This is a genomic window from Helicobacter fennelliae (genome assembly GCF_900451005.1).
In the GTDB taxonomy this organism is placed as follows: Bacteria; Campylobacterota; Campylobacteria; order Campylobacterales; family Helicobacteraceae; genus Helicobacter_B; species Helicobacter_B fennelliae.
Genome location: NZ_UGIB01000001.1, coordinates 120,222 through 143,775, shown reverse-complemented (window position 1 = coordinate 143,775; position 23,554 = coordinate 120,222). Strand labels below are relative to the sequence as shown.

The following is a 23,554-nucleotide window of genomic DNA, read 5'->3' as shown; positions in this document are numbered from 1 at the left end:
GATTTTGAAAGTATTTACGATTATTACACATTATTTAAGGAGTAAAAATGGCAAAGTTGTTATTTGGTGTAAGTGATACAGAGGAATGCAGAAGAGCGATAAAGACAATTATTAAGCTTTTTGGGCATCGAGATGAGGTGGAGCTTACATTGCTTCATGTAACGCCAGAAGTGCTTGTGTATGCAGAAAGTGGGATTGTTGATTATGGGACAATCGAAAACATAGAGCAAGAAAAATCAAATGAGATTCTCGATGAATTTGATCATACATTTAAAGCAGAAGGTATTTTGTGTAAAAAAATCCTTCGCACAGGAAATCCTATTGATGTGGTGCTTGAAATCGCTCACCAGTTTGATTTGCTCGTGATTGGGGCAAGTGAGTCATCATTGCTTCATAGGATTTTTAACTCTCATCAAAATAGCTTTATTAATTCTTCACCTATTCCGGTGCTTGTGGCAAAATAATGACAAAAAAATTCCTCATTACTCTTATTGTAAGCTTAAAATGTGTCTTTGGCTTAGAGTTTGGAGGAATGGGTAATGTCAGTGCTGGAATGGGCGGTGCAGGTGTCGCGTTAAAAAACTCGCCTTTTGCGCTGTATTATAATCCAGCATTATTGAGTGCTGAAAATAGTGTTAGGTTTGGGTATTCTGTCGGGGTTGGATTGCGAGAGAAAAATATCGATAGAATCGCAAATATTGACTTTGGAAACTTCGCTTCAAGTGCGGAGCGATTTATCGGCACTCTTGCAGGCGCAACGGGCGGTGGATCAGGCGGAGCAACAGGTGCGGTAGCAAGTGAGTTTGGAAAAATTTTAGATAAAGCATTGACAACTTCTGGAGCCACCACAGGAAACACTTTAGAACAAAAGCTTGAGAGCGTTAAGAATGGTTCAGTAGATGTAAATACCCTCATCGCAAACATCAAACAAGAAACCCAAAACTCTACTACATTAGATTCTGCCTCAAAAGATCTTATTAATAATGTCGCTGGGAATATGGATTTTGGCAATATTTCAGTCGATGCAAAAGGCAATATCTCTGGAATCACACTTAGCTTTGGTGGTGATGCTGGAATGGATCAGGCTGTGAGGGACTTTCAGACGCTCCAAGATGTCCTCAAAGAAAACGCCTTGAGTATCACAAGCCAAAATGGCGTAGCATTTCAATTTGCGCCAGCGTTGTTTCGTGGCACTTTGGGGACTTTTGGGGTTGGGTTTTTCTCCTCTGTTTATGCTTCCACATCGATAAAAACCGATCCAAATCGTATGGATTTGATTTTAAAAAATGGTAGCAATTACTACAAAGTCAATCTTGATAGCGGGGGCTTTGGATATAGCCAAACAACACAAACTGACTATGAGGAACACTCGCTAGCGCATGCGCTTGAGCTTGGCAATGTGCATTCAGTCGTGGCGCGGACATTTTGGATCAATGAGATTCCAATCGGCTATGCGCACACTTTTTATCTCAAAAATGTCAATTTAAATTTTGGTATTTCTATGCGACTTATGAGCGCAAGCAATGCTATGAGTGATATTTGGCTATCAACAAGCACAAACATCGGGGATTCTGCTAAAAAATTTGCAACCAATCAGCCATTTGAGACAAAAACCGCAATCGCAGTGGATTTGGGCACTATGGTTGAGATTGATTTGCCTAATTTTCAGTATCTCACCTTTGGTTTTGTCGCCAAGAATATCAATACCCCGACATTCCGCTATGCAAACAGCGAGATACAAATCAAGCCTCAATATCGTATCGGAATGGCGTATAATCGATCGTTTTTTGCACTTGCTTTTGATGCGGATTTGAGCAAAAATGATATGCTAAGCGATAGCTTCCAGCGTCCATATAGCCAAATGATAGGCGGCGGGGCGAAGTTTGACATTAAGGTAGTTGATTTGCGTTTGGGGCTTATGAAAGACATTAGGCAAGATGATGGACTAATCCTTACAGGTGGGCTTAATATTTTGGGATTTTTGGATCTTGCTATTCAGGCTGGCACAGCATTAGGCGAAGCGCAAGGGTATAGATTTCCAAGATATCTTAACATCCGCTTAGGCGGGAATTTTTCGTTTTAGATTCTGGGCTTTGGCTTTTTATAAAGCCTATAAAAACTTTATTTATAGAATAATTAAAATTTTTTTTGATTTAATTTTGTTTTACAAAATTATCAAAGTTTATGAAAAATTATGTATAGCTTTTATCTTAAATAATAAGTTGTGCCAAAATTAAAATTTATATGAATTTTAATTTCTTTTTTTGTTGATTGGTTTAAGTTCCATACGTTTTCCTTGCACTATAAATTCTGCAATCATATCGAAAATATCATCAGGAATCGTAATGGATTGATTTTCACTTTCTTCTGAAACTTCATCCCATATGCGAGACAATCTATATGCTATACCTTGCTCTATATTCTTTTGGAAAGCATAATGCACGATAAATAAAGCCACGCAACACCCCTTCTCTAGAGCACATAATAATTTCTAACTATTAGAGTGATTTTTTTATTTGACATTATTTTGTCTCCTTTTGTGGATTATTGGTTGTTTATAAATATTGTATTGCCGGCAACAATACATTGCCCTATGAGCTCTTCATTAATTGATGATGGCAGAGAAACTTCTTTGTTGTTTTTAAATTTATCTATTTCTGTATTAACAATTTTTTACGCGCCTTCCTGATTTTAGAGTTGCCCTCTTTTTATTTTTTTTCACGCTCATCTTGCACTTGTTGGATTTTTTGTTGAAGCTCTTGATAGTCTTTTGAGTAGATATTAAGATTTGGTGTTGGACATTCCATTTTAAAATTATTCATGAATTCGATGGGTGCGTTATAAATTGGTTTATTGTCATTATTAATATAATATAAACCATATTGAACTTGATTGTTTCCAATATCAATGACTTGAATGAGTAATTTTATAGTAAAGATTGTAATAATATCCCCATCACAATAAGTATTATTACCTAGTTTAAAACAAGGACCATCATAATTTCTCATACTATTTTTTATTATTATTGATCCTTTTGTTAGAAGCGTGATTGGTTCTATTTTTGTTTGTTTTAATTTAGCTTCAAAAAATCTCTGATTGGCATCACAAAAGATAAGTTTTGCTCTAATATCTTTGTTTAATGTTTCTATAGGCTTTTTAGGTTTTATAAAACCATATTCTGTGGCAGTTGTTTGTTTATTGGATTCAAGTTGTAAATCTTTATTATAAATAAACATATAATCTGCAAAATAGCAATAAATTTCTTTTGGCATATTGAGTGATTTTGCTATCGTTTGTATTGTAATTATTTTTTCTCCTGCAATATTTAATTTTTTATTAAAATTAATCTGTTTAATTTTTTGTATCCCATTGTTGCAAGATCAATAGGATCATAACAACCACCCAACAAGATTGAAATTAGTATAAATATTACAAACTTTAGATTTTTCATTTTGCACTTCCAAATTCTTTTCTGCCTTTTTGCCACAAAAATCTATCAATCTCCTTGAAGTTAAAATCTTTTAAATCATAAAAATTTATAAAATCTAAAATTGCTTTTTTAAATATTGCGTAATCTCGTAATTGATGTTGTGGATTATTTGCAAAACGCCTTGGATTAAAATCACTAAAATTATCAGATTTTTGTAATTGGCATAGCACTTTTGCGACTAGATTATCAAAAATTGGGAAAAGTTCTTGATTATGAAATGAGCAATATTTGCTAGCAAATGAAATAAAATTCTTGCTCTCAAGATTTGCTATACTATGCACTAATTCTTTGCAACATCGCAGTTCATTATGTGGAGAATCTTTTAGTGCTTTGAGTTTTGTATCAATATCAAGTTTTAAAATATGATTAGCCATACTAAAAGCTCTTTTGATGTTTGTGCTATAAAATTCATTAAGAGTGGCAATTTTTAATAAAATAGATTTTAAGCTGTCATTGGATTTATAATGTTTTACAAGATCTATCAAGGCTAATTCATTTTCTCTGTATTTGCCATTTTCTAAGGTTTGCCATTCATATAATGCATTTTGAACTTCAGACTTTGTAATCATTTGATCCTCCAACCATTTGTGGTAAATATAAAATAAAAGAAAGATTCTAGCCCCCCATAAAATAAACTTAAATACAATGTTTTATTAATATTTATCATGCAAAAAAGACAATTTTTTGTCAAAAATAATAAAAATGAGTTGAAGGATTGAATTTTTGGTTTTTATCGCAGAATCTTTGATTATTGGGGTATTGAGAGGTAAAAGCAGAATCTAAAGTTTAGATTCTCTTTTAGTAAGCCTTTTTGGCTCCACTCTCTAATCTCTCTATCTCATCATTGCTGAAAATCCTTGATGCAAGCACAAATCTTTTGCCACTTCCATATTCAAGAGAAAATTCACTTCCATTTCCAGTTTGCGCGTCAATGATGAGTTGCGTGTGTTTCCAGTATTCAAACTGCGCTTTGTGTATATAAAATTTGACCCCACCAATGAGCCCTAGCAATATATCATTCTCACCGATCTTAAAATCATCTTTTTGGTAGCAATACGGCACAGAGCCATCACAGCAGCCACCTGATTGATAAAAAATAATCTCACCATGCGCACACTGCATATCTTTGATGAGATCTAGTGCAGAATCTGTCGCTATGACTCGAGGCGGTAGCATATTTTCTCCTTAATTTTTAGCTAATTTCTAAAATCTAAGACTATGCGACCATCAATTTTGCCATGTCGCATTTTGTCAAAGACATTATTTATATCCTCTAGTGCCGCAGGAGCTACATGCGCATGCACTTTTTCTTCTTGGGCGAAATTGATTGCTTCTTGTAAGTCAAGTCTTGTCCCTACGATTGAGCCACGAATAGTTATGCCATTGAGGATCATATTAAAAATATTGATAGGAAAATCTCCGGGTGGAAGTCCATTCATAGCGACTGTTCCGCCTCGTCTCACTACGCCGACAGCCTGCTTAAACGCGACAGGATGCACAGCGGTTACAAGCACGCCATGTGTCCCGCCATCTGTCTCTTTTACGATATGTTTGATCGTGCCTTCCTCACCGAGATCTCTTGCGTTTGCAACGACACTTGCGCCATATTGTTTGGCGAGCTCTAGCTTATCATCAGCCACATCAATCGCTGCTACATTAAGCCCCATAGCCTTAGCGTATTGGACGGCTAAATGCCCCAATCCCCCGATTCCAGAGATTGTTACCCATTGTCCGGGTTTTGCCTCTGTCATTTTGAGTCCCTTATACACGGTTACTCCCGCACATAAAATGGGGGCGATATTGAGAAAGTCAGAATCTTTTTTGAGGATTCCGACATAATTTGCATCAGCAATGGCGTATTCAGCAAATCCACCATTGACAGAATATCCGCCATTTTGCTGGCTTTCACACAGTGTCTCCCAGCCACCCATACAATGCTCGCAATGCCCACAAGCACTATAAAGCCAAGGTATCCCCACAGCATCGCCTTCTTTGATATGAGTTACACCTTGACCGACTTCGACAACATAGCCCACTCCCTCATGTCCGGGTATAAACCCGCCACCAGCCAGAGCTTTTAGGTTTGCTTTCACAGGCCAATCCCCCTCGACAGCGTGCAAATCCGTATGGCAAACGCCACAAGCTTCTATTTTGACTAGCACTTCGCCAGCACGTGGTTTTGGTATATTGACTTCTTTGATTACTAATGGTGTGCCAAATTGTTCGACTACGGCTGCTTTCATTTTTTTTGTCATACAATATCCTTTGTAGTTTTGAGGACATTTATATGGATTTTGAAGTATAATCCATGTCCTACATTCGTTTTGTAGTTCGTTTGTAGTGAAGGAGTGTTGCAGCACTCCTTATATCCATAAAGCCACTACCCATACTTTATGGAATCCATAGAATCCAATCAGAATCTAATGTGTAATCCTTAATGTTTATCTATGCAGAATCTAGATTCTCGTTTGAATCGTTTTGGATTAGGGTTTGAGATTTTCACGACTCAATTTTTTGATTCTAACCCTTGCGATTTATATTCACAGAATCTAATCCCCATAAACAAACAACCCCAAATGGCAAACTAAAAACCCAAGGAATACCCACGCCATTTTTAGATATTCCTTCTATAAATATATTCACAAAGTTTAACAAAAATTTAACCATTTTAACGATCGCCTAAAAAATAAAAAATAGAGGATTTCTTAATGCACCATTGGGTCTGTATGGAATCCAAGATTCTATGGCAATTACAAAGAGCGTAAAGAAATTCTAGATTTTTGAATAAATTTTGGGGTTTTGCAAGGCGAGCGAGTGAGTCGCACTATATCGTGCGTCGCAATGAGTAAGCCGATGCAATCCGCAAAATTTACCAAAAAGCTAGGATTTGGAATCTAGATTCTATACTATAAATGGCTGATCGTCTCTTTCCACATTTAAGATACCTTATCTTGCTTTTCTTTACTTTATTTTTCTTTTTTTCGGGCGGCAGGGCGCGATCTTAGAAAAATCCGAGCTTATTAATGCTGTAACTGACTAAGATATTTTTGGTTTGTTGGTAATGCTCAAGCATCATTTTGTGCGTTTCACGACCGATTCCACTTTGTTTGTAGCCACCAAATGCCGCATGTGCTGGATAAGCGTGATAGCAATTTGTCCATACTCTTCCTGCCTTGATTCCGCGCCCAAAGCGATACGCTCGATTTATATCGCGAGTCCAGATTCCGCTTCCTAGCCCATAGATCGTGTCATTTGCGATTTCTAAAGCTTCTTTGTCATCTTTGAAAGTCGTGAGGGCTAGCACAGGACCAAAGATTTCTTCTTGGAAGATTCTCATTTTGTTATGCCCTTTGAAAATCGTAGGCTTGATAAAGCACCCTTTTGCAAGATCGCCTTGCGTATTGCGCTCGCCACCGATGAGGCACTCTGCACCTTCTTCTTTGCCTATTTTGATGTAGTTTAAAATCGTATTGACTTGATTCTCATCGACTTGCGCGCCGATCATTGTGCTAGGATCAAGTGGATTGCCTTGTTTGATTGCTTTGACGCGCTCTAGGACTTTCTCTATAAATTTATCATAAATACTTTCATGCACGAGTGCTCGGCTAGGGCAGGTGCAGACTTCACCTTGATTGAATGCAAATAGCACCAAGCCCTCAATCGCCTTGTCAAGATACGCATCTTCATAATCAAAAATATCAGGAAAGAAAATATTAGGGGATTTGCCACCAAGCTCTAATGTAGAGGGGATAATGTTTTCTGTTGCAAATTGCATAATTTGTCGTCCGACACTCGTTGATCCAGTAAAGGCAACTTTAGAGATTTTTGGGCTTGTAGCAAGGTGCTTGCCGATTTTGCCACCGCTACCATTTACGATATTTAGTGTGCCTTCAGGCAAGAGATCAGCGATACACTCAAGTAGCACCAAAATGCTTGCAGGAGTTGGTGAGGCTGGCTTCATTACGATTGTATTGCCTGCGGCAAGTGCGGGCGCGATTTTCCATGCAGCCATAAGGAGTGGAAAATTCCAAGGAATAATCTGCCCCACAACGCCTAGTGGCTCGTGAAAATGGTAAGCAACAGTATCATTATCTATATCGCTAATCGCCCCTTCTTGTGCTCTGATACAGCCAGCAAAGTAGCGAAAATGATCGATTGCAAGAGGAATATCAGCATTGAGCGTTTCGCGGATAGGTTTGCCATTATCCCAAGTTTCTGCATGTGCTATTTTTTCTAGATTCTCCTCGATTCTATCGGCGATCTTAAGGAGGATTCTCGATCGCTCACCCACGCTAGTTGCTCCCCAAGAATCTTTTGCTTTTGTCGCAGCATCAAGGGCTAATTCGACATCTTGAGGGCTTGAAGAAGGCACTTCGCAGAGTGTTTCGCCATTAATAGGGCTTTTGTTTTCTGTGTATTTGCCATCTTTTGGAGCCACCCATTTGCCTCCGATAAAGTTCTCATAGCGCGATTTGAATACTTTTTTGCTTTCTTTGTATTGACTCATTTTTGTCTCCTTGCAGTTTTATTTTGTATAATATAATCATGAGATACATTCTTATATTATGAATATATTGTAAGCCAAACAAAGTAAATATACTTTCCTTTTAGGGCAAAGATAGAGCGAAGATTTAGCCAAAATAACACAAAGTTACAAGCAAACTTACGCAAAATCTAAGTAAAAAATATCAAGATATATTGAGCAAATTGAGCCAAAATGATTTAAGGTTGATTAAAGGGGCAGTTAAAAAGTTTAAGCTAAGAGTTTAAATTTTTGTAAATTATTTTTTAATCTTAAATTAAAAAAAAACTATAATTTTATTTTATTTTATTTTATCAAAAGGAGTTTAAAATGAAAAAAATAAAAGTTTTCTCAAGTAGATTTTTAGAATCTATGGAAGGATATTCAAAAACACAAGGCAAATGGGAGTGGCAACCTGCAAATAACGATATTTATGAAATTTATGCAAGTGGCGCACCGACTGGAACTAATTCAAGCACCTATGCTGCAGAAACAGACAATAGAAGTGATAGCGATAGACCTAATGAGGGTTTATTGGCTATTTGAGATATCAATGCTACTCATCTTTAAGCGAAAAAGCTGACGCTCACACTGATAGAGTAATTCTTAAATTAAACGAGCTTAAAATTCCTTATTTTAGGCTCAATTTAGATTTAGAATCTTTACAAAATATCCTTATCACTTTCAAAAATAATAAATGGCATATAAAAACCCAAGATACAAGCGTGCAAAGCGATGAAATTTCTTGTGTGTGGCTGAGGAAATTCTTTGTTGAATTAAGCTTAGAGGAAAAAGAAGAGCTTCAAAGTATAAACTTTAAAATTTGGCGTAATGAATTTAACGCCACACTTTTGGGACTTTTTGTAAGCTTAAAGCCTTTACCTTGGCTTAATCCTATCTCAGATGCCATAAAAAGTGATAATAAATACTATCAAATGGCACTTGCTCAAAAACTTGGCTTAAAAATGCCAAAAACCATAGTTAGCAATGAAAAACACGAGCTTATAGAATTTGCAAAATCCTGCAATGATGATATTATCCTAAAGCTTTTCAACCAAGAATTATACGAAAAAGACAAAAATGGCTTTATGCAAGGCATTTATGCTAATCGCATACACACAAGAGAACTTGAGCATTTTAAACTAAGCGGGGAAAATCCCATAGTCTTGCAAGAATATATTGCAAAAGCTTATGAAGTGCGTTATACCACCATCGGCAAAGAGCATTTCATCTGCAAGATAGAATCGCAAAAATCAAAGATAGCTTGCGAGGATTGGCGTAGATATGATTTGGCTAAAACCCCTCATAAGCGCATACAAGCACCAAGTGAAATCACTTCAAAAGTAAATGAGCTTTTAAAAGAGATGAATTTAGAGTATGGGGCTTTGGATTTTATCGTAACGCCTGATGATGAATGGGTGTTTTTAGAGATAAATTGCTGTGGGCAGTGGCTTTGGATAGAGGATTTAGCAGGGCTTGATATAAGCGGGGGCATAGCTAGGTGGGCAAAACAGCATTTAGGCTAGGTTGTATTGAAGTAAAATCAAGTTTTTGATTAAAATTTGGCTTTGCTCTTGTTTATTATATTTTTAAGATTAAAAGCATAAATTTAGTGCAAAGATGTCAATTTGTTTTTATAAAACTTTTGCTATGAATTTACGGAATTTGGCGCATAAAACCATATACGATGGGCTGAAACTTTTAAGGTAGGTTTTAGTACTGTTAAGGCATAATCCTAAATTTTAACATTTTATTGTATTCCTAAAATTTTAGGTTGCCTTGATTTGTTAGGAATCATAAAGCAAGCCTTAAGGAGCGAGATTGCAGCTATTTGTATTTATGCGTAAAGTTAAAAATATGCTTAAAATGATTCGTGGCAGGCGATGGGGATTGTTGTGGGATAGAATGCCATTTGCCAAGGTGATTTTTACTTTGACAAATTTTATTCCACATCCACAAAGTTATAAATATATCATTCTTGGTGGGCATGGAGTAGGCTTGACTGCTTTTTTGCATTACCTAGAATCTATCCATGCTAAGCCATGTCAAGTGCTGACTTATGAGGCTGTGCGTCCTTTTATTTTTTGGCGGAAATTTAATGGTTTTAGCAAACAGAGTAGCGATGGCTTAGTATTTGATAAAGCCCCGCTTAATGCCTATGCTCCGAGTATTTTTAAGAGTTTAAAATACAAAGTTCCGCTTTATCAGATAATCCGCGATCCAATCTCTATCATAAAAAGCAATATTAATGTATCTATGTTTCACGCTATTTCTAAAATCAACTCGCAAGAAGACGCAAGCAACTATCTTTTTCTCACAATTGATCATATCGAGCATTTGATGTTTCACTTTACTTCAGAGCGGGCGTTGGTAAGTCATATTGCAAGTGAAGTGCATTATTTAAGAATGCGCGATATTGATGATAGTGGTATGCTTCATACAATGCAATCTTTTGCTTCTAAATTTGGCTATAATTTAGATTCCCAATCTAGCGATGTTGTCGGGGGGGGGGCAAATTTACCCTTAAAAGCTCAAACAACAAACTTCCAAGCTCATATATTTCTACCCAACTTCATATCTCAGATAATACCCCAACTTATTTGGATTCCATTCAAGAATCCGCTATCAAGGGCTCGCTTTTTCCTCGATGTTTTCCTTATGTTTTTGAATATAATAATGAGATTTTCGTCCTCTCTACACCTTCTCGTCTCAATGGGCAATCTATCCAAGAAGTCGATATGATAACACTCGCCAAAAGACCCCATATTAAAGAGTATTATCCTATCAAGCATTATGTTGTCCAAAATTATGAGCAATATCCATTGATTTTAGCTAGTGTAAAATCTATTAATATATCTTCTATACAGCAAGATGAGCTTAATCAAAAGATCCAAAAATATATACACTATGTTTTTGAAATGCTTAAGAAACATAAAGATTATGAATTTACTGAAGAGCGTATTATTGCCACGCTTTTAAATAATCAATCCTATGCCAAAGATCTTGCATACAAAATCCATAGAGAATTAGACATCTTAAGATGTGATTTTCCAAATATTCTTGATGAATTTATCCATACAAAGAAGTTTCTTTCGTATTTTAATTTAGACAAAGGAGAGTGAATGAAACAAGGAGATTTTACAGAGGTAGCAAAGCATTATCATAATCGTCCTGCATATAGTGCGATGTTATTAGAAAAGCTCATCGCGTGTGTAAAACCACATCATTTACCTATCCAATCTTTTAAAGTAGCAGAGATTGGCGCAGGGACTGGCAAACTAAGCAAAATGCTTGCAAACTTTGGCTTGCAGCTTACTTGTGTCGAGCCAAATGCAAATATGCGCTCTGAAGGCATGGCTTATACCAAATCATGTGATATTGTTTGGCGTGAAGGGAGTGGCGAAGCCACAGGGCTAGAATCTAATACTTATGATTGGGTGGTTATGGCGAGTTCATTCCATTGGACTGATCCTTCTAAATCTCTTCCAGAATTTGCCAGAATCTTAAAGTCAGGAGGCTATTTTACAGCACTTTGGAATCCACGCAACATCAAGGAAGATTCTATTTTTGGGGAGATTGAACATGAGATAAAAGCCATAGTGCCAGAGCTAAGTCGTGTCTCAAGCGGAAGCCAAAATGTCAAAAAATGGGAGGAGATTCTCACAAGCACAGGGGATTTTAAAGAATGCTTTTTTATGGAATGTGATTATATAGAGATTATGGATAAATCTCGTTATATGGGGGCGTGGCATTCTGTTAATGATATACAAGCTCAAGCAGGTAAGAGTCGTTGGCAAGAGATTTTGCAAATGATAGAGGGCAAAATTGCTCATCTTCATTTGATTGAGATTCCATACAAAATTCGCGCTTGGAGCGTGCAAAGCACACATTAATGCAAACGCAAATACTTACACCAGAATAAACACATAAAAAGGAGTGAAACATGAAAGAAACATCAAAAAAATTAGTTGAAAAACATTGGGATTACACAAGTCATGCGAAATTTTATGAATATCGCCCAAATTATGCACCAAATAGTATTGATATGCTATTGCTAGCGGCAAAAAATGCCACAAACGCTATGTTGTCGGGGGGGGGGGGCAAATTTGTCCTTAAAAGCAGAATCTAAACATGAGAAGTGTAAAGGATTGAGTGTGGCTGACATTGGCGCAGGAACGGGGAATCTAAGCATTATGCTTCTTGAGCGAGGCTGCGAAGTGGTGGCAGTGGAGCCAAATGATGCAATGAGAGAAATAGGACAAGAGCGCACCAAAGATTCTCGCTATATGCACCATATACAATGGAAGTGCGCTGGTGGGCTGGATACAGGGCTAGAATCTCATGCTTATGATTGGGTAACTTTTGGATCTAGTTTTAATGTCTTAGATAGAGACAAGGCTTTGATAGAGACGCATCGGATTCTCAAAAAAGGCGGACTATTTAGCTGTATGTGGAATCACAGGGATTTAAACGATCCGATACAAGAAATCGCAGAAGAAGTTATACTCTCTATCATTCCTCATTATACGCGTGGAGTGCGCAGAGAATCTCAAAGAGAAAAAATAGAGCAACACAAAGATTTATTTGAACACATCATTTACATAGAAGAGGATTTTACCTTTCATCAAAGCATTGAGAGCTATATTCTTGCATGGCGAAGCGTGAAAAATCCTTATTGGGATTTAGAAACACAAGAAGGTGAAGAGTTATTTGAAAAAATCGCCTACTCCTTGCGTCATAGTTTGCCAAGTGAATTTGGTATCAAATATACGACAAGAGCGTGGAGTGCGCGCGCTAAATAATAAATCATAGAATCCAAAAGGAATGCAGTGAGCATAAAGTCAAACACAATACAACTTCTTAAATTTGGAGTGCGAGTAATACTTTATGCTATAAGCAAATTCGCTTGGATTTGTCATTTAAAATTACCTACAAATTATCGCTTTTTATGCCTTTTGAGTCATGGAGTGGGACACAATGCAATGATGCGATTTTTGAGCGAATGTAAGGTTACATTAAATTGGCATTATGATCAAAATGGAGAGAAGCGATATTGTGATATTTGGCGTATGCTTGTAGGTGGGCTATTGCGAAATAGATTCTGTGTGATTGCCATATCAGAGCTTGGGTTTAAAGATGAGAAGCGATTTTTTGCCTCTATCACTAAGCCTGCAGATGCGCTTTGTCTTGTGCGAGATCCTATAAGCGTGCTGAAATGTTTTGTAAATCTACAATACCCGTCTACGTCTTCTTCTACGATAAAAGAATGTCGTCTTGATACGCCTTATGATGAGATTTTGAAAGTTTTTTATTCGGATTTTACGCAGGATTTTAAGGCTATATGCACAGAGCCTACTTTGGTGGGATTAAGCAATCTTATAACCCTTCACCATAATGTAATTTTTATCCAAAACTCACTGCTTCACGCACTTTCAGGGCGGATTAAATCAGTGTATTATATGGATATGAGCGCGATTTCAAAAGAGAGAGCATTTGAGAGTTTTCAAGACTTAAGTGTGCGTTTTGGGTTTAATCCTCCTGTGGATAGAGAAATTTTTGAAGGTAAATTATATGGCTCATTGAGTGCGATTTTGCCATTTTATCTGTGTGTGGAATACGACTCTCTAGATTCTGCTCAAGCTGCCCCCCCCCCAAGGAATATCAGCACCTCAAAAGCGAGTGCTTAAAATGCTTATAACAACATTGCAAAAACAAGATAATACACAGCATTCTACTGATATGACAAAGTATTTTGTCGTGCCAGATGAGTTTAGCAATATTAGAATCTATGCTAATAAGAAAAACTATAAAGAGTTTATGCAGAGTATAAATGCAAAGCAAGTCTTTGATTCTGTAAAAACTTATTTGAATGGCTTTTTTGAAGTTCTATATAAACAAACACAAACAAAAAAAGTAATTGATGAGTCTGAGATTCTTACTTATTTAAAAGCCAATCCACAGCTAGCTTTTAAGCTTAAAAGTTTGCTTGATAGGGAATTGGCTCATATCAAAGCTAATGCGCCAGAAATCGTGCAGTCTTGGGGGTATTATCAAGGCTTTGAGATGATGTGTGCGTATATATCGCAGGATAAGCCTTTTGATGTGGCTAGTTTGAGCCAATTAACCCAATCAATCCAATCTACAAAATCCGCACAGCCTATGCAATTTGTGAGAGAATCTTAATGCTACATTTTTCTACCAAAGCAGGCAACCTCGCGCAACTTTATAGCTTGCAAACCCAAAACAAACTCAAACATACAAGAGTTTTGCCTCTTTTGACTACAACTCTCAATACCTTGCAAAATCCAGAATCTAAAAATGCTCTTTTAGATTCTATCACCACCACATTTGCCACATTTCAATGCCAAAAACTCATCATCAGATCAAGTTCTCAAGCCGAAGATAGCACAAAGTCTTCAAATGCAGGGGCGTATGAGAGTATCGCAAATGTGGATTCTAATGACAAAAAAGCGGTGCTAGAAGCTATAAATCAAGTTGCTTTAAGTATGCCAAATCCAAATGATGAGGTGCTAATACAGCCAATGCTAGAATCTATCAGTATGTGTGGCGTCGCATTTAGTGTCGATAAAGAAAGTGGCGCACCTTATTTTTGTATCAGCTATGATCGGAGTGGGAGCAATAGCGCGATTACAAGCGGAAGTGACGGGGAGATTATTTCATTTTGTGAGTTTAGAGGCTACAAGGATCTAGAGGCAAATGCGTCCAAAGTGGATTCTAAAAATTTAGATATAGCCACTCATCATAGTCCAGATTATCCATATTTAGAACGTGTAATGGATATGATGAGGGAATTAGAAGATCTTTTTGATTGCAAGGCTTTAGATGTAGAATTTGCTTTGAGTGCAGATGTGCTGTATTGTCTGCAAGTGCGTGTTTTGGTGATTGCTCATACATTACAAAATAATTTATTGACCACGCGGGCATTATCGCGCCTTTATAAACGTATAGATTCTCTTTGCGCTCCACAAGAGCATATTTTAGGGAAAAGAAGTGTATTTGGCGTTATGCCTGATTGGAATCCAGCCGAGATTATTGGACTCAAACCAAAACGTCTGGCTTTGAGCTTGTATAAAGAGATTGTTACAGATAATATTTGGGCGTATCAGCGCGATAATTATGGTTATAGAAATCTTCGATCTCACCCACTTATGCATTCATTTTTAGGCATTCCTTATATTGATGTGAGACTTTCTTTTAATTCTTTTATACCCAAAAATCTAGATTCTCATATCGCAAGCAAACTCGTGGATTATTACACTTCTGAGCTTGTAGAAAATCCACAGCTTCACGATAAAATCGAGTTTGATATTGTGCTTTCTTGCTATGATTTAGCCCTAGATTCTAAGCTAAAAAAACTCCTTAATTTTGGCTTTAATGCAAATGAACTTAAACGCATAGAATTTAGCCTCTTAGAGCTTACAAACTCTATCCTTAATCCTCAAAATGGCTTGTATCTTAAAGATTTACGCAAAATGGACGAATTGCGCTTGCGTTATGAGGGCATTGTGCGCTCAAGTGCAGGTGTGTATGATAAGATTTATTGGTGCATTGAGGATTGTAAGCGATTTGGGACATTGCCATTTGCAGGTATTGCGCGCGCAGCATTTGTGGCTATGCAGATGTTGCATTCTTTGGTGGAGATAGGATTTTTGAGTCTTGAGGAAAAAGAGAGCTTTTTAGCGTCATTACATAGCGTATCTAAAGACTTAAGTATGGATTTAATGTTATTAAAAACAAATGGCAATAAAAAAGCATTTTTGGAGAAATACGGACATTTGCGTGCAGGAAGTTATAATATCCTCTCTCCTCGTTATGATGAGAGTTTTGAGAGCTATTTTGATATGCTAGATTCTCTACCAAATCCAAAAGATATACATGCTACCTTTAGCTTAAGTGAAGAGAGATTTCAAAAGCTCGATATGCTTTTGCGAGAGAATGGTTTAAAAATTAGTGGCAAAGAATTGTTTCAGTTTTTTACTTGCGTGATTGAAGGGAGAGAGAGTGTGAAATTTGAATTTTCAAAGCTGCTCTCTTATGCACTCAAACTCATCAAAGAGCTTGGCGAGAATCTTGATATAGAAGTGCAAGATATGGCACATTTAGACATTAAAAGCATTTTAAGTTTATATTCAAGTTTGTATAAAGACAGCCCTAAAGAGAGATTTTTAAGCGAGATACAAGCCCATAAATTAGAATTTGCCCTCACGCTTTCTCTCAAGCTTCCTAGCCTTATCCTTAGAGGCTCTGATGTATGGAGCTTTTATCTTCCGCATATAGCCCCAAATTTTATTACGCAAAAAAGTGTCATAGCAGATGTTTTAGCATTAGAAACCCTCGCGCAAGATTCTATAAAAACACAAGATTTTAGAGATAAAATTGTGCTTATAGAATCAGCCGATCCGGGATTTGATTTTTTATTTGCGCAACCAATCGCAGGATTTATCACTTGCTATGGTGGAGCTAATTCTCATATGGCAATCCGAGCAGCAGAGTTGCAAATGCCAGCAGTGATTGGCGTGGGAGAAGAAGCATTTGCAAAATACAAACTCGCTCATAAGCTACGATTAGAATGCGCAAGTGAGCAGATTTTATGTTTGTAAATTTTGCTTTTTAAATCACAATAAAGGCAGGTGATGAATTATATTGGGATTACACAAAGATTAATACAACATACTGCATATAATGAAATACGAGAGTGTTTGGCGCAGGATTGGGGGAGATTTTTTGCGTGTGAATTGAAAGATTTTTTGCCATTGCCTTTGAGTTATGAGATAGATTTTAGTCATTACTCGCCATTGTTAAGCGGGGTGATTCTAAGTGGAGGAAATGATTTGGGGGTGTTTTGTGATGATAGACTTTCACAAATCCGCGACAATTATGAATATACTATCATTAAGCATTGCATAAAGCATAATATTCCTCTGCTTGGAGTGTGTCGAGGCGCACAGATTCTGGCTCATTTTTTTGATTCGACACTTAAGGCTTGTGGCGGGCATACACAAGCGCATTTAGTTTATAGTGCGACTTCAACATTTTATGTCAATTCATTTCATCATTATTGCATAACACATCTAGGAGCAGATCTTATAGAATTAGTAGCAGCAAAGAGATGTGATTACAGCGATCGGAGTTTAGATTCTCATCAATATAGCATAGAAGGCTTTAGACATAAAAGTAAGGCATTTTTTGGGATTATGTGGCACATCGAGCGAGAGAAGGGATTAGAAAATACTGAGATTTTGGATTCTTATCTTGAATACGTGAAAAAATTTAAAGAAAACAAACAATAAAGGAGATAAATGAAAGCATTGATATTGGCTGCTGGCTTTGGGTCAAGACTTATGCCACTTACAAAAAATACCCCAAAATGCCTTGTGCAATACAAGCAAAAAGCAATTTTAGAATATGAGCTATGTGCTTTGAGAGAATCTGGCATTACAGATATTGGTATTGTTGGAGGATATAAATTTGAAATTTTGGAGCAATACGCAAAAGCACAGGGTATCAACTATATATTTCAAAATCCACATTTTGCCAAAACAAATATGGTCGCCACACTTTTTTGTGCGGAGGATTTTTTGACAAAATGTATAAACGAACAAGAGGGGGTGCTGATTTCTTATGCGGATATTATCTATCAAAAAGAGCTTGTTGAAGCGATGAAGTCATATAAAGGCGATTTTGGCATAGCAATTGATATGAATTGGCGTGCATTATGGGAGAGGAGATTTGCTGATGTGCTTAGCGATGCAGAGACTTTAAAATTGCAAGGAGATATAATCATTGAGCTTGGCAAAAAACCCAAAAGCATAGATGAGATACAAGGGCAGTATATGGGGCTTTTTAGCTTTAGTGCGGAGTTTTTGCCAAAGGTGATTGACTTTTATCATCATCTTGATACGCACACACTTTATGATGGAAAAGATTTTGACAATATGTATATGACAAGTTTTTTGCAAGGCTTAATTGATGTCGGGTTTGAGGCGCATTGTATAAAAAACATATGGAAATGGTTAGAGATAGATTCTGTCTCTGACTTAGAAGTATAAGACTTTGGAGATTAATACGGAGCAAAAGGAGTAAGATATGCAAAATATTATCACACAAGTTTTGAGGGTTGCTTTTTATGCTGGAGAAGAGATTTTGCGATTTTATGGCGATAAGGATTTTATACTCAAAAGTGATAATTCTCCACTGACTTCAGCAGATCTTGCAAGCCATACATATTTGTGTCAAGAGCTTTTGCGTATTGTAGATATTCCTATTTGTTCTGAAGAAAATGAGCTAGAGTATCTAAAACGCAAGGATTTAGCGAGGTATTTTCTTATCGATCCACTTGATGGGACAAAAGATCTTCTCGCACATAATGATGAGTTTTGCATAAATATCGCACTTATGGAGAAGCAAAATAATCAAACATTGCCGATTTTGGGTGTGATATATGCCCCAGCATTACATCAGATTTACTTTGGTGCGCAAGGATTTGGCGCATATGTAATCACAAACCTTAAAAAAGATTTTTTTAATATAGATTCTTTGGATATGACATCTCTTTTGGCAAATGCCAAAAAACTGCCATTAGATCTTATAAGCCCTGATAAGCACACAGCTCTAATTTCAAATTTTCATCACTCATCGCATACACAAGATTTTTTGCAGCATTATTCTTTGGTGCCAAAGGCATTGGGAGCGAGTTTAAAATTTTGTCTTGTAGCAAGCGGGGAGGCTTATATTTATCCTCGCTTTATAGGAAGCAAAGAATGGGATAGCGCAGCAGGAGATATTATCATACAAGAAAGTGGAGGAATAGTGCTTGATGTAGAGACCAAAAAACCACTTTGCTACAATAAACCACACATTAAAAATAATCATTTTATCGCTTTTAGTCAGCAGGCACTCAAAGGAGCGATTTATAAGGAGTTTTGTAATGGTAGAATCTAAAAATGGCTTAGTGATATGGCTTACAGGACTTGCAGGAAGTGGCAAAAGCACGATAGGCAGAGTGCTATATCAATACCTCAAAGCAAAGATTCCAAATGTCGTTTATATCGATGGTGATGAATTAAGAGAGCTTTTTGGTGCGACAAGTTATGATAAAAATGGACGCATAGATATGGCTCTTAAGCGAGCCAAATTAGCGCATATTCTTTCACTTCAAGGGATTGTGTGTGTAGTTAGCACAATTTCAATGTTTGAGTCTATTTATGCCTATAATCGCGCGCATTTACCACATTACTTTGAAGTTTATATACAATGCCCTTTTGATGAACTTATAAAACGCGATCAAAAGGGATTGTATTCTGGTGGGCTCAATGGAGAGATACGCGATATTGTAGGCATTGATATAGCATTTGATGAGCCAAAGCCCCATCTTTGCATTGATAATAGCAAAAGAGAGAATCTTGAAGCAAAGGCAAAGCAGATTCTAGAGTCATTGCCACCGTTGTTGCAATAAATCTACGGATATTATGGCACATAGAATCTAAAATAACAAATCAAATTTTGCGGGGTATCATTACCGGGGTATCCTCACCTCAAAGGCAAGCCTTGTGTGTCAAGAATATAGCCTTTTTGGGGTGTATTGAGGCTTGTTTCAGAGATTATGGTTTGGTTGTTTTGATTGGCGAGATTTTGGTAAAGCACTTCATAAAATCTTCCAACTTTGCGTAAAACCTTAATCTCATAGCTTGAATTAAGCGGAATCTTAGTGCTAATCGCAGAATCTGTGCTTGGCTCTTGATGGAGCTTTGCAAATGGCGATGAGCCAAAAAGTCGCAAATGATAAAAGCCATCGCCAAAACTTATGAGATGAGATTCTGATGTGTAGAGATAGATTCTACCGCCCTCATATACAAATGAATCGATGTGAGATAGATGAAGTGTAGTGCCATTAATAGGATTTGTAATTTCTGCACTCAAAGCTTGCCAATCTCTGCCATTATCACTTATATATAAAGCCTGAATGTAGGGCTTAGATGGGGTTTTTGCATAGCCTAAAAATAATCCATTATCCGCGCCAACTAAGTAAAACTTAGCCTCTTTGTTGGTTGTGTCAATTCCACTTTTGCTGATTTTTTCAGAGCTAGATTCTCCTTGCACTGCGGGTAGCTTGATAGCAGAGATATGGTTTTGTGGATTTTGGAGGGTGTTGATGATAGCAAGCCGTCTGTCTTTGAGAAGATAGAGCATATCATCATATATCCAAAGTTTTGTCGCGCTATCAAGAGCGAGATTTTTGAGATCAAGTGGTTTGAAATCTTTGAGATATGAGGAAATATACCACTGCTCTTCGTCTTGATCGCTAAGCCTGCCTAAAATCAAATATTGATTGCGATAAAACACGATATTATCCAAAGATTGAAGCTTGATTTGGGATTTTTGCCATGTGCCATTATCAAAGATATATAAATCTTTGTGATTGATTAAGGCGAGGAGATGAGAAGCGATATTTTTAATGCTGATGTGTTGAGGGTTTGCAAAGGAGAATCCAAGTGGGGTTTGCTTTGTCCATGTAAGCCCGTCTTTTGATGAGTAAAAATCTCCCATTGCCAAAACGCCCAAAAACTGCCCTCTATGGTAAATGAGCGATTGGAATAGCTGCTGTGAAATGCGAAAAAATGAGATTCCATCAAAAGAAGCCATAAAATTCATGGAATCTATAATGGCTGTGGAAGTCGCAGAATCCGCAGCGCGCGCAGGTTGAGTGTTTGCAGACAATGAATATCCAAGCCAGACTAAACCATTGCCATAGCTTATTTGCGTGGTGTTGTCGGTGTTTGCAAGAAGTATAGGCGAGATTTTACTCTGCACATACGCGCCTTCATATTGCATAAATGTTAGCGCATTAAGCCCGCCATTATAGAGCGCATTCAAACAATGACTCGGAATATTAGATTCTGCGCAGAGATTAGATTGTGCTTGGATAATCTCTTCAATAGCAAGCAAAGATTGCGCTATTTGTGGATTGCTTGTTTGGGTGTAGTATTTTTGCAAGGTGGCTCTAAATTGCGCCTCGCTCTCTTCTTGGGTAAAAATATAGCCTGATTCAATCACAAAGCTTTGGGGATTAGCAAAATTTGCGAGGGCTTGGGTAGAATCAATACTCGTTTGCTTTTGAGAATCTAATTGTGGTTGAGAATCAATGCTTTGGGCGATATTTGGAGCGATATTTTGAGATTGTATGATATGTGGGGTTTGGATCTGCTCGACTTTGTGGTTTTGTGTCGGAAGTTTTGGCGCACAAGCTATAAAACATAGTGCAATAGAGCATATTATGAATTTAGAGCAAATAGTTTTCATGGTTTTATCGCTCCTCTCATTGTTGTGTTTTGTTTTTTGTAAAGATTTTAAGCAATCTCTATGGTGATAGGCTCTTTTTTGCGATAGATCACACAAGATTTATAGCCGATGTCAAAGGCTGTTTGCAAGGCTGTTTGGTAGCCAAATCCTACATGTTCTATGCTATGCGCATCAGATCCAAATGTGATTGGAATCTGCATTTTATACGCAAGTGCTAGAATCTTTGAGCTTGGATAAAGCTCATTTATAGCTTTGCGTAAGCCAGAAGTGTTGATTTCAATCGCCATGTTGGCTTCTTTTATCGCGATGAGCGTGTGTTCTAGTTCAGATTCTAGTGTGCTAGGCATTGTGTAGCCAAAGATTTTAAGTAAATCAAGATGCCCGACAATCTGAAATAGCCCTGTTTGCGCCATTTTTTGAATGGATTGTAGATAGAGAATCCAACATTTATGCATATCTTTTTTGGCGTATTCGCCGATAAATTCAGGATTATCAAAGCCCCAATTTCCTAAAAAATGCACTGATCCTATCAGATAATCCACATCTGCTTCAAGCACGCAAGATTCCATAAGGAATTCTTTTTGAGTGATGAAATCCACCTCAAATCCGCTTAAAACTTCTATGTCATTTTGGTATTTATGCTTCAACGCACAAAGCTCTTCAAGATACATAGGCACATCTTGTTTTTTCATGCGGTATTGCGTATCAAAATCCATAGGCGCATGGCATGCAAATCCATACACATCAATACCGAGATTTTTTGCAGCTTTGAGATATTGCTCTGGCGTGCCAGTTGCGTGATTACAAAGTGGTGTGTGATTGTGAAGATCGATACGCATTAGGCTTGCTTTTTGATGAAAAATTCTTTTAAAAATTCTTCCAAATTGAAACGTTTGCGTGTATTTTCGGTAAAAATATGCACCATAATCTCTCCCAAATCCGCAATAATCCAATCCTCGCTTTCTTCATCAGTGCTATAAAATGTCTCACCTTGTGGTTTGAGATTGTTTTTGAGATGATCTAAAAGCGCAAAAGAATGCTTGCCAGCCATGCCAGTTACGATAATCACGCAATCAGTGATATAATTTTTGTTTTCAACATCAAAGATTTCTATATTTTCGCCCTTTTTTTCATCAAGCAATGCAGAAATGTATTTGGCGCGCTTTGCGATCGTTTGATTCATAATGCTCCTTTTTTGTTGGTATAAAATCCTATAACATCTTGCTGAATAGATGTGATGAGACCTTGCGGGGTTTTTCCTTGCGATAATTCTTGTCGCATAGATTGTGATGAAATAGTATCATTTTTTATGTAAAGCGTTGGATAGGAAGTGGTATTTTTGTAGCCATCGCGAGCGATCACGATAAAAGATACAAGTTTGATGAGCTTGTGGTATTGATGCCATGTAGGCAGAGATTGTGCGTTATCAGCACCGATGATAAGCGTGAGATTAGCCTTTGGCTGCATAAAATGCTCCACCCATTCAATCGCATACACAACGCGATTTTGCGCGATTTCAAAATCGCTGACGATGACATTTTTAAAGCCTTTGCAAATGTAGCACAGCCATTCAAAACGTTTGTTTGGTGGCGCAGAAAAATGGCTTTTTGTCGGGCTCAAAAATGTAGGCATAACAATCAATCTATCAAAATCTACATGCAATCTCTCAATGATTTCCAAATGCCCCAAATGCGGTGGATCAAAGCTTCCACCAAAAATTGCTATATTCATTATGCAAAGCTACTTGTGCGTGTGAGTTTGCTAAATTTCACACCCTTTAGTCCCCCGATTTCATACGCAAAGTTTTTGATTTCTCCGCCTTTACCACGCAATATAATTGTCTCTAAGCAATTATGCGCATCAATATGCACATGGGTTGAGCATAAAATCTCTATTTTGGCACAATGCTGAATGTCAATAATGCGCTGATTGAGATCGCGTTGGTGGTGATTATAGATCATCACAAGCACAGCAGTATTGATGTTTGTTTCATCTTGCCATTCTTCTTGGACTATTTTTTCTCGGATCATATCTCGCACAAGCTCAGATCGAGATGAATACCCCTGCGCGATAATGCGCTCATCAAGATTCTGAAGCAAATCAGGCTCAAGAGAGATTGAAAATCGTATCACGCCTTCATTTTTGCTTGTATGTGTGTGTGTTTTGTGTGTGTGATTTGGGTTTGTTATTGACTTTTTTATTTTCATGGTGGCAGGACTCCT

At 37.2% G+C, this 23,554-nt stretch carries 26 protein-coding genes and 1 pseudogene; 15 read left to right on the top strand and 12 right to left on the bottom strand.

Translation table 11 applies throughout. The features are described from left to right. The first annotated feature begins 47 nt into the window (after window positions 1–47). Both DY109_RS00815 and traF read left to right on the top strand, forming a co-directional pair. A complete protein-coding gene (locus DY109_RS00815) occupies window positions 48–464 on the top strand; it encodes a universal stress protein (protein ID WP_023946498.1) in 417 nt (138 codons plus the stop codon). Further along, on the top strand, window positions 464–2,083 hold the full coding sequence (gene traF / locus DY109_RS00810) for a conjugal transfer protein TraF (protein ID WP_023946497.1): 1,620 nt from the start codon (window positions 464–466) through the stop codon (window positions 2,081–2,083). The genes DY109_RS00815 and traF overlap by 1 nt, the downstream gene beginning before the upstream one ends. 168 nt (window positions 2,084–2,251) lie before the next feature. Here traF and DY109_RS00805 read toward each other — a convergent pair whose 3' ends face one another. The 7 genes from DY109_RS00805 to exaC form a co-directional block, all read right to left on the bottom strand. After that, window positions 2,252–2,458, bottom strand: a complete 207-nt coding sequence (locus DY109_RS00805) for a hypothetical protein (protein WP_023946496.1) — start codon at window positions 2,456–2,458, stop codon at window positions 2,252–2,254. A gap of 250 nt (window positions 2,459–2,708) precedes the next feature. Next, window positions 2,709–3,272, bottom strand: a complete 564-nt coding sequence (locus DY109_RS00800) for a hypothetical protein (protein WP_023946495.1) — start codon at window positions 3,270–3,272, stop codon at window positions 2,709–2,711. A 175-nt stretch (window positions 3,273–3,447) separates the two neighbouring features. After that, window positions 3,448–4,059 (bottom strand): hypothetical protein, encoded by a 612-nt coding sequence (locus DY109_RS00795; protein ID WP_023946494.1) that lies wholly within the window; start codon window positions 4,057–4,059, stop codon window positions 3,448–3,450. A 229-nt stretch (window positions 4,060–4,288) separates the two neighbouring features. Further along, complete coding sequence (locus tag DY109_RS00790) at window positions 4,289–4,666, bottom strand: DUF779 domain-containing protein (RefSeq protein WP_023946492.1); 378 nt, start codon at window positions 4,664–4,666, stop codon at window positions 4,289–4,291. A 20-nt stretch (window positions 4,667–4,686) separates the two neighbouring features. Continuing rightward, window positions 4,687–5,745, bottom strand: coding sequence for an alcohol dehydrogenase AdhP (gene adhP, locus DY109_RS00785; RefSeq protein ID WP_023946491.1), 1,059 nt, complete (start codon window positions 5,743–5,745; stop codon window positions 4,687–4,689). A gap of 265 nt (window positions 5,746–6,010) precedes the next feature. Continuing rightward, entirely contained in the window at window positions 6,011–6,157 is a 147-nt protein-coding gene (locus DY109_RS11235; protein WP_158413008.1) for a hypothetical protein, read from the bottom strand. Between the two features lie 334 nt (window positions 6,158–6,491). Continuing rightward, window positions 6,492–7,997 (bottom strand): acetaldehyde dehydrogenase ExaC, encoded by a 1,506-nt coding sequence (exaC, locus tag DY109_RS00780; RefSeq protein WP_023946489.1) that lies wholly within the window; start codon window positions 7,995–7,997, stop codon window positions 6,492–6,494. A 345-nt stretch (window positions 7,998–8,342) separates the two neighbouring features. On the opposite strand from exaC, the gene DY109_RS00775 reads away from it, so the two are divergent. The 13 genes and pseudogenes from DY109_RS00775 (at window position 8,343) to DY109_RS00715 (ending at window position 19,488) form a co-directional block, all read left to right on the top strand. Then, a complete protein-coding gene (locus tag DY109_RS00775; protein WP_023946488.1) occupies window positions 8,343–8,558 on the top strand; it encodes a hypothetical protein in 216 nt (71 codons plus the stop codon). Further along, window positions 8,555–9,538, top strand: coding sequence for an MvdC/MvdD family ATP grasp protein (locus DY109_RS00770; RefSeq protein ID WP_023946487.1), 984 nt, complete (start codon window positions 8,555–8,557; stop codon window positions 9,536–9,538). The genes DY109_RS00775 and DY109_RS00770 overlap by 4 nt, the downstream gene beginning before the upstream one ends. A gap of 295 nt (window positions 9,539–9,833) precedes the next feature. Then, the gene (locus DY109_RS00765; protein ID WP_023946486.1) at window positions 9,834–10,754 is read left to right on the top strand and encodes a hypothetical protein; all 921 of its coding nucleotides are present in this window, start codon (window positions 9,834–9,836) and stop codon (window positions 10,752–10,754) included. Then, the gene (locus tag DY109_RS00760) at window positions 10,751–11,134 is read left to right on the top strand and encodes a hypothetical protein (RefSeq protein WP_034549144.1); all 384 of its coding nucleotides are present in this window, start codon (window positions 10,751–10,753) and stop codon (window positions 11,132–11,134) included. The genes DY109_RS00765 and DY109_RS00760 overlap by 4 nt, the downstream gene beginning before the upstream one ends. Further along, window positions 11,135–11,905 carry a class I SAM-dependent methyltransferase gene (locus DY109_RS00755; RefSeq protein WP_023946484.1) on the top strand — a complete coding sequence of 257 codons (771 nt, stop codon included), beginning with the start codon at window positions 11,135–11,137 and terminating at the stop codon, window positions 11,903–11,905. A gap of 50 nt (window positions 11,906–11,955) precedes the next feature. Beyond that, a pseudogene (locus DY109_RS00750) lies at window positions 11,956–12,814 on the top strand (class I SAM-dependent methyltransferase). Between the two features lie 27 nt (window positions 12,815–12,841). Further along, entirely contained in the window at window positions 12,842–13,699 is an 858-nt protein-coding gene (locus tag DY109_RS12265; RefSeq protein ID WP_115737725.1) for a DUF2972 domain-containing protein, read from the top strand. A gap of 1 nt (window position 13,700) precedes the next feature. Continuing rightward, window positions 13,701–14,195 carry a DUF2972 domain-containing protein gene (locus tag DY109_RS00740; RefSeq protein WP_023946478.1) on the top strand — a complete coding sequence of 165 codons (495 nt, stop codon included), beginning with the start codon at window positions 13,701–13,703 and terminating at the stop codon, window positions 14,193–14,195. Further along, a complete protein-coding gene (locus DY109_RS00735) occupies window positions 14,189–16,633 on the top strand; it encodes a PEP/pyruvate-binding domain-containing protein (protein ID WP_409365445.1) in 2,445 nt (814 codons plus the stop codon). The genes DY109_RS00740 and DY109_RS00735 overlap by 7 nt, the downstream gene beginning before the upstream one ends. A 33-nt stretch (window positions 16,634–16,666) precedes the next feature. Then, window positions 16,667–17,323: a gamma-glutamyl-CDP-amidate hydrolase gene (locus DY109_RS00730; protein WP_023946474.1), complete on the top strand. Its 657-nt coding sequence runs from the start codon at window positions 16,667–16,669 to the stop codon at window positions 17,321–17,323. A gap of 9 nt (window positions 17,324–17,332) precedes the next feature. After that, window positions 17,333–18,082 carry a phosphocholine cytidylyltransferase family protein gene (locus DY109_RS00725; protein WP_023946472.1) on the top strand — a complete coding sequence of 250 codons (750 nt, stop codon included), beginning with the start codon at window positions 17,333–17,335 and terminating at the stop codon, window positions 18,080–18,082. Window positions 18,083–18,119: 37 nt separating this feature from the next. After that, the gene (locus DY109_RS00720) at window positions 18,120–18,974 is read left to right on the top strand and encodes a 3'(2'),5'-bisphosphate nucleotidase CysQ family protein (RefSeq protein WP_023946470.1); all 855 of its coding nucleotides are present in this window, start codon (window positions 18,120–18,122) and stop codon (window positions 18,972–18,974) included. After that, a complete protein-coding gene (locus DY109_RS00715) occupies window positions 18,961–19,488 on the top strand; it encodes an adenylyl-sulfate kinase (protein ID WP_023946468.1) in 528 nt (175 codons plus the stop codon). The genes DY109_RS00720 and DY109_RS00715 overlap by 14 nt, the downstream gene beginning before the upstream one ends. 74 nt (window positions 19,489–19,562) lie before the next feature. On the opposite strand, the gene DY109_RS00710 is transcribed toward DY109_RS00715, so the two are convergent. Genes DY109_RS00710 through nikR form a run of 5 tightly spaced genes read right to left on the bottom strand, consistent with a single transcriptional unit; the run spans window position 19,563 to window position 23,539 of the window. Then, window positions 19,563–21,332: a hypothetical protein gene (locus DY109_RS00710; protein ID WP_023946466.1), complete on the bottom strand. Its 1,770-nt coding sequence runs from the start codon at window positions 21,330–21,332 to the stop codon at window positions 19,563–19,565. 47 nt (window positions 21,333–21,379) lie between these two features. Then, window positions 21,380–22,171 (bottom strand): histidinol-phosphatase, encoded by a 792-nt coding sequence (locus DY109_RS00705; protein ID WP_023946464.1) that lies wholly within the window; start codon window positions 22,169–22,171, stop codon window positions 21,380–21,382. Continuing rightward, entirely contained in the window at window positions 22,171–22,515 is a 345-nt protein-coding gene (rsfS, locus tag DY109_RS00700; RefSeq protein WP_023946462.1) for a ribosome silencing factor, read from the bottom strand. Before rsfS ends, DY109_RS00705 begins: the two co-directional genes overlap by 1 nt. Further along, window positions 22,512–23,063: a nicotinate (nicotinamide) nucleotide adenylyltransferase gene (gene nadD / locus DY109_RS00695; protein ID WP_023946460.1), complete on the bottom strand. Its 552-nt coding sequence runs from the start codon at window positions 23,061–23,063 to the stop codon at window positions 22,512–22,514. Before nadD ends, rsfS begins: the two co-directional genes overlap by 4 nt. After that, window positions 23,063–23,539 (bottom strand): nickel-responsive transcriptional regulator NikR, encoded by a 477-nt coding sequence (gene nikR / locus DY109_RS00690; protein ID WP_023946458.1) that lies wholly within the window; start codon window positions 23,537–23,539, stop codon window positions 23,063–23,065. Before nikR ends, nadD begins: the two co-directional genes overlap by 1 nt. Window positions 23,540–23,554 lie beyond the last annotated feature (15 nt).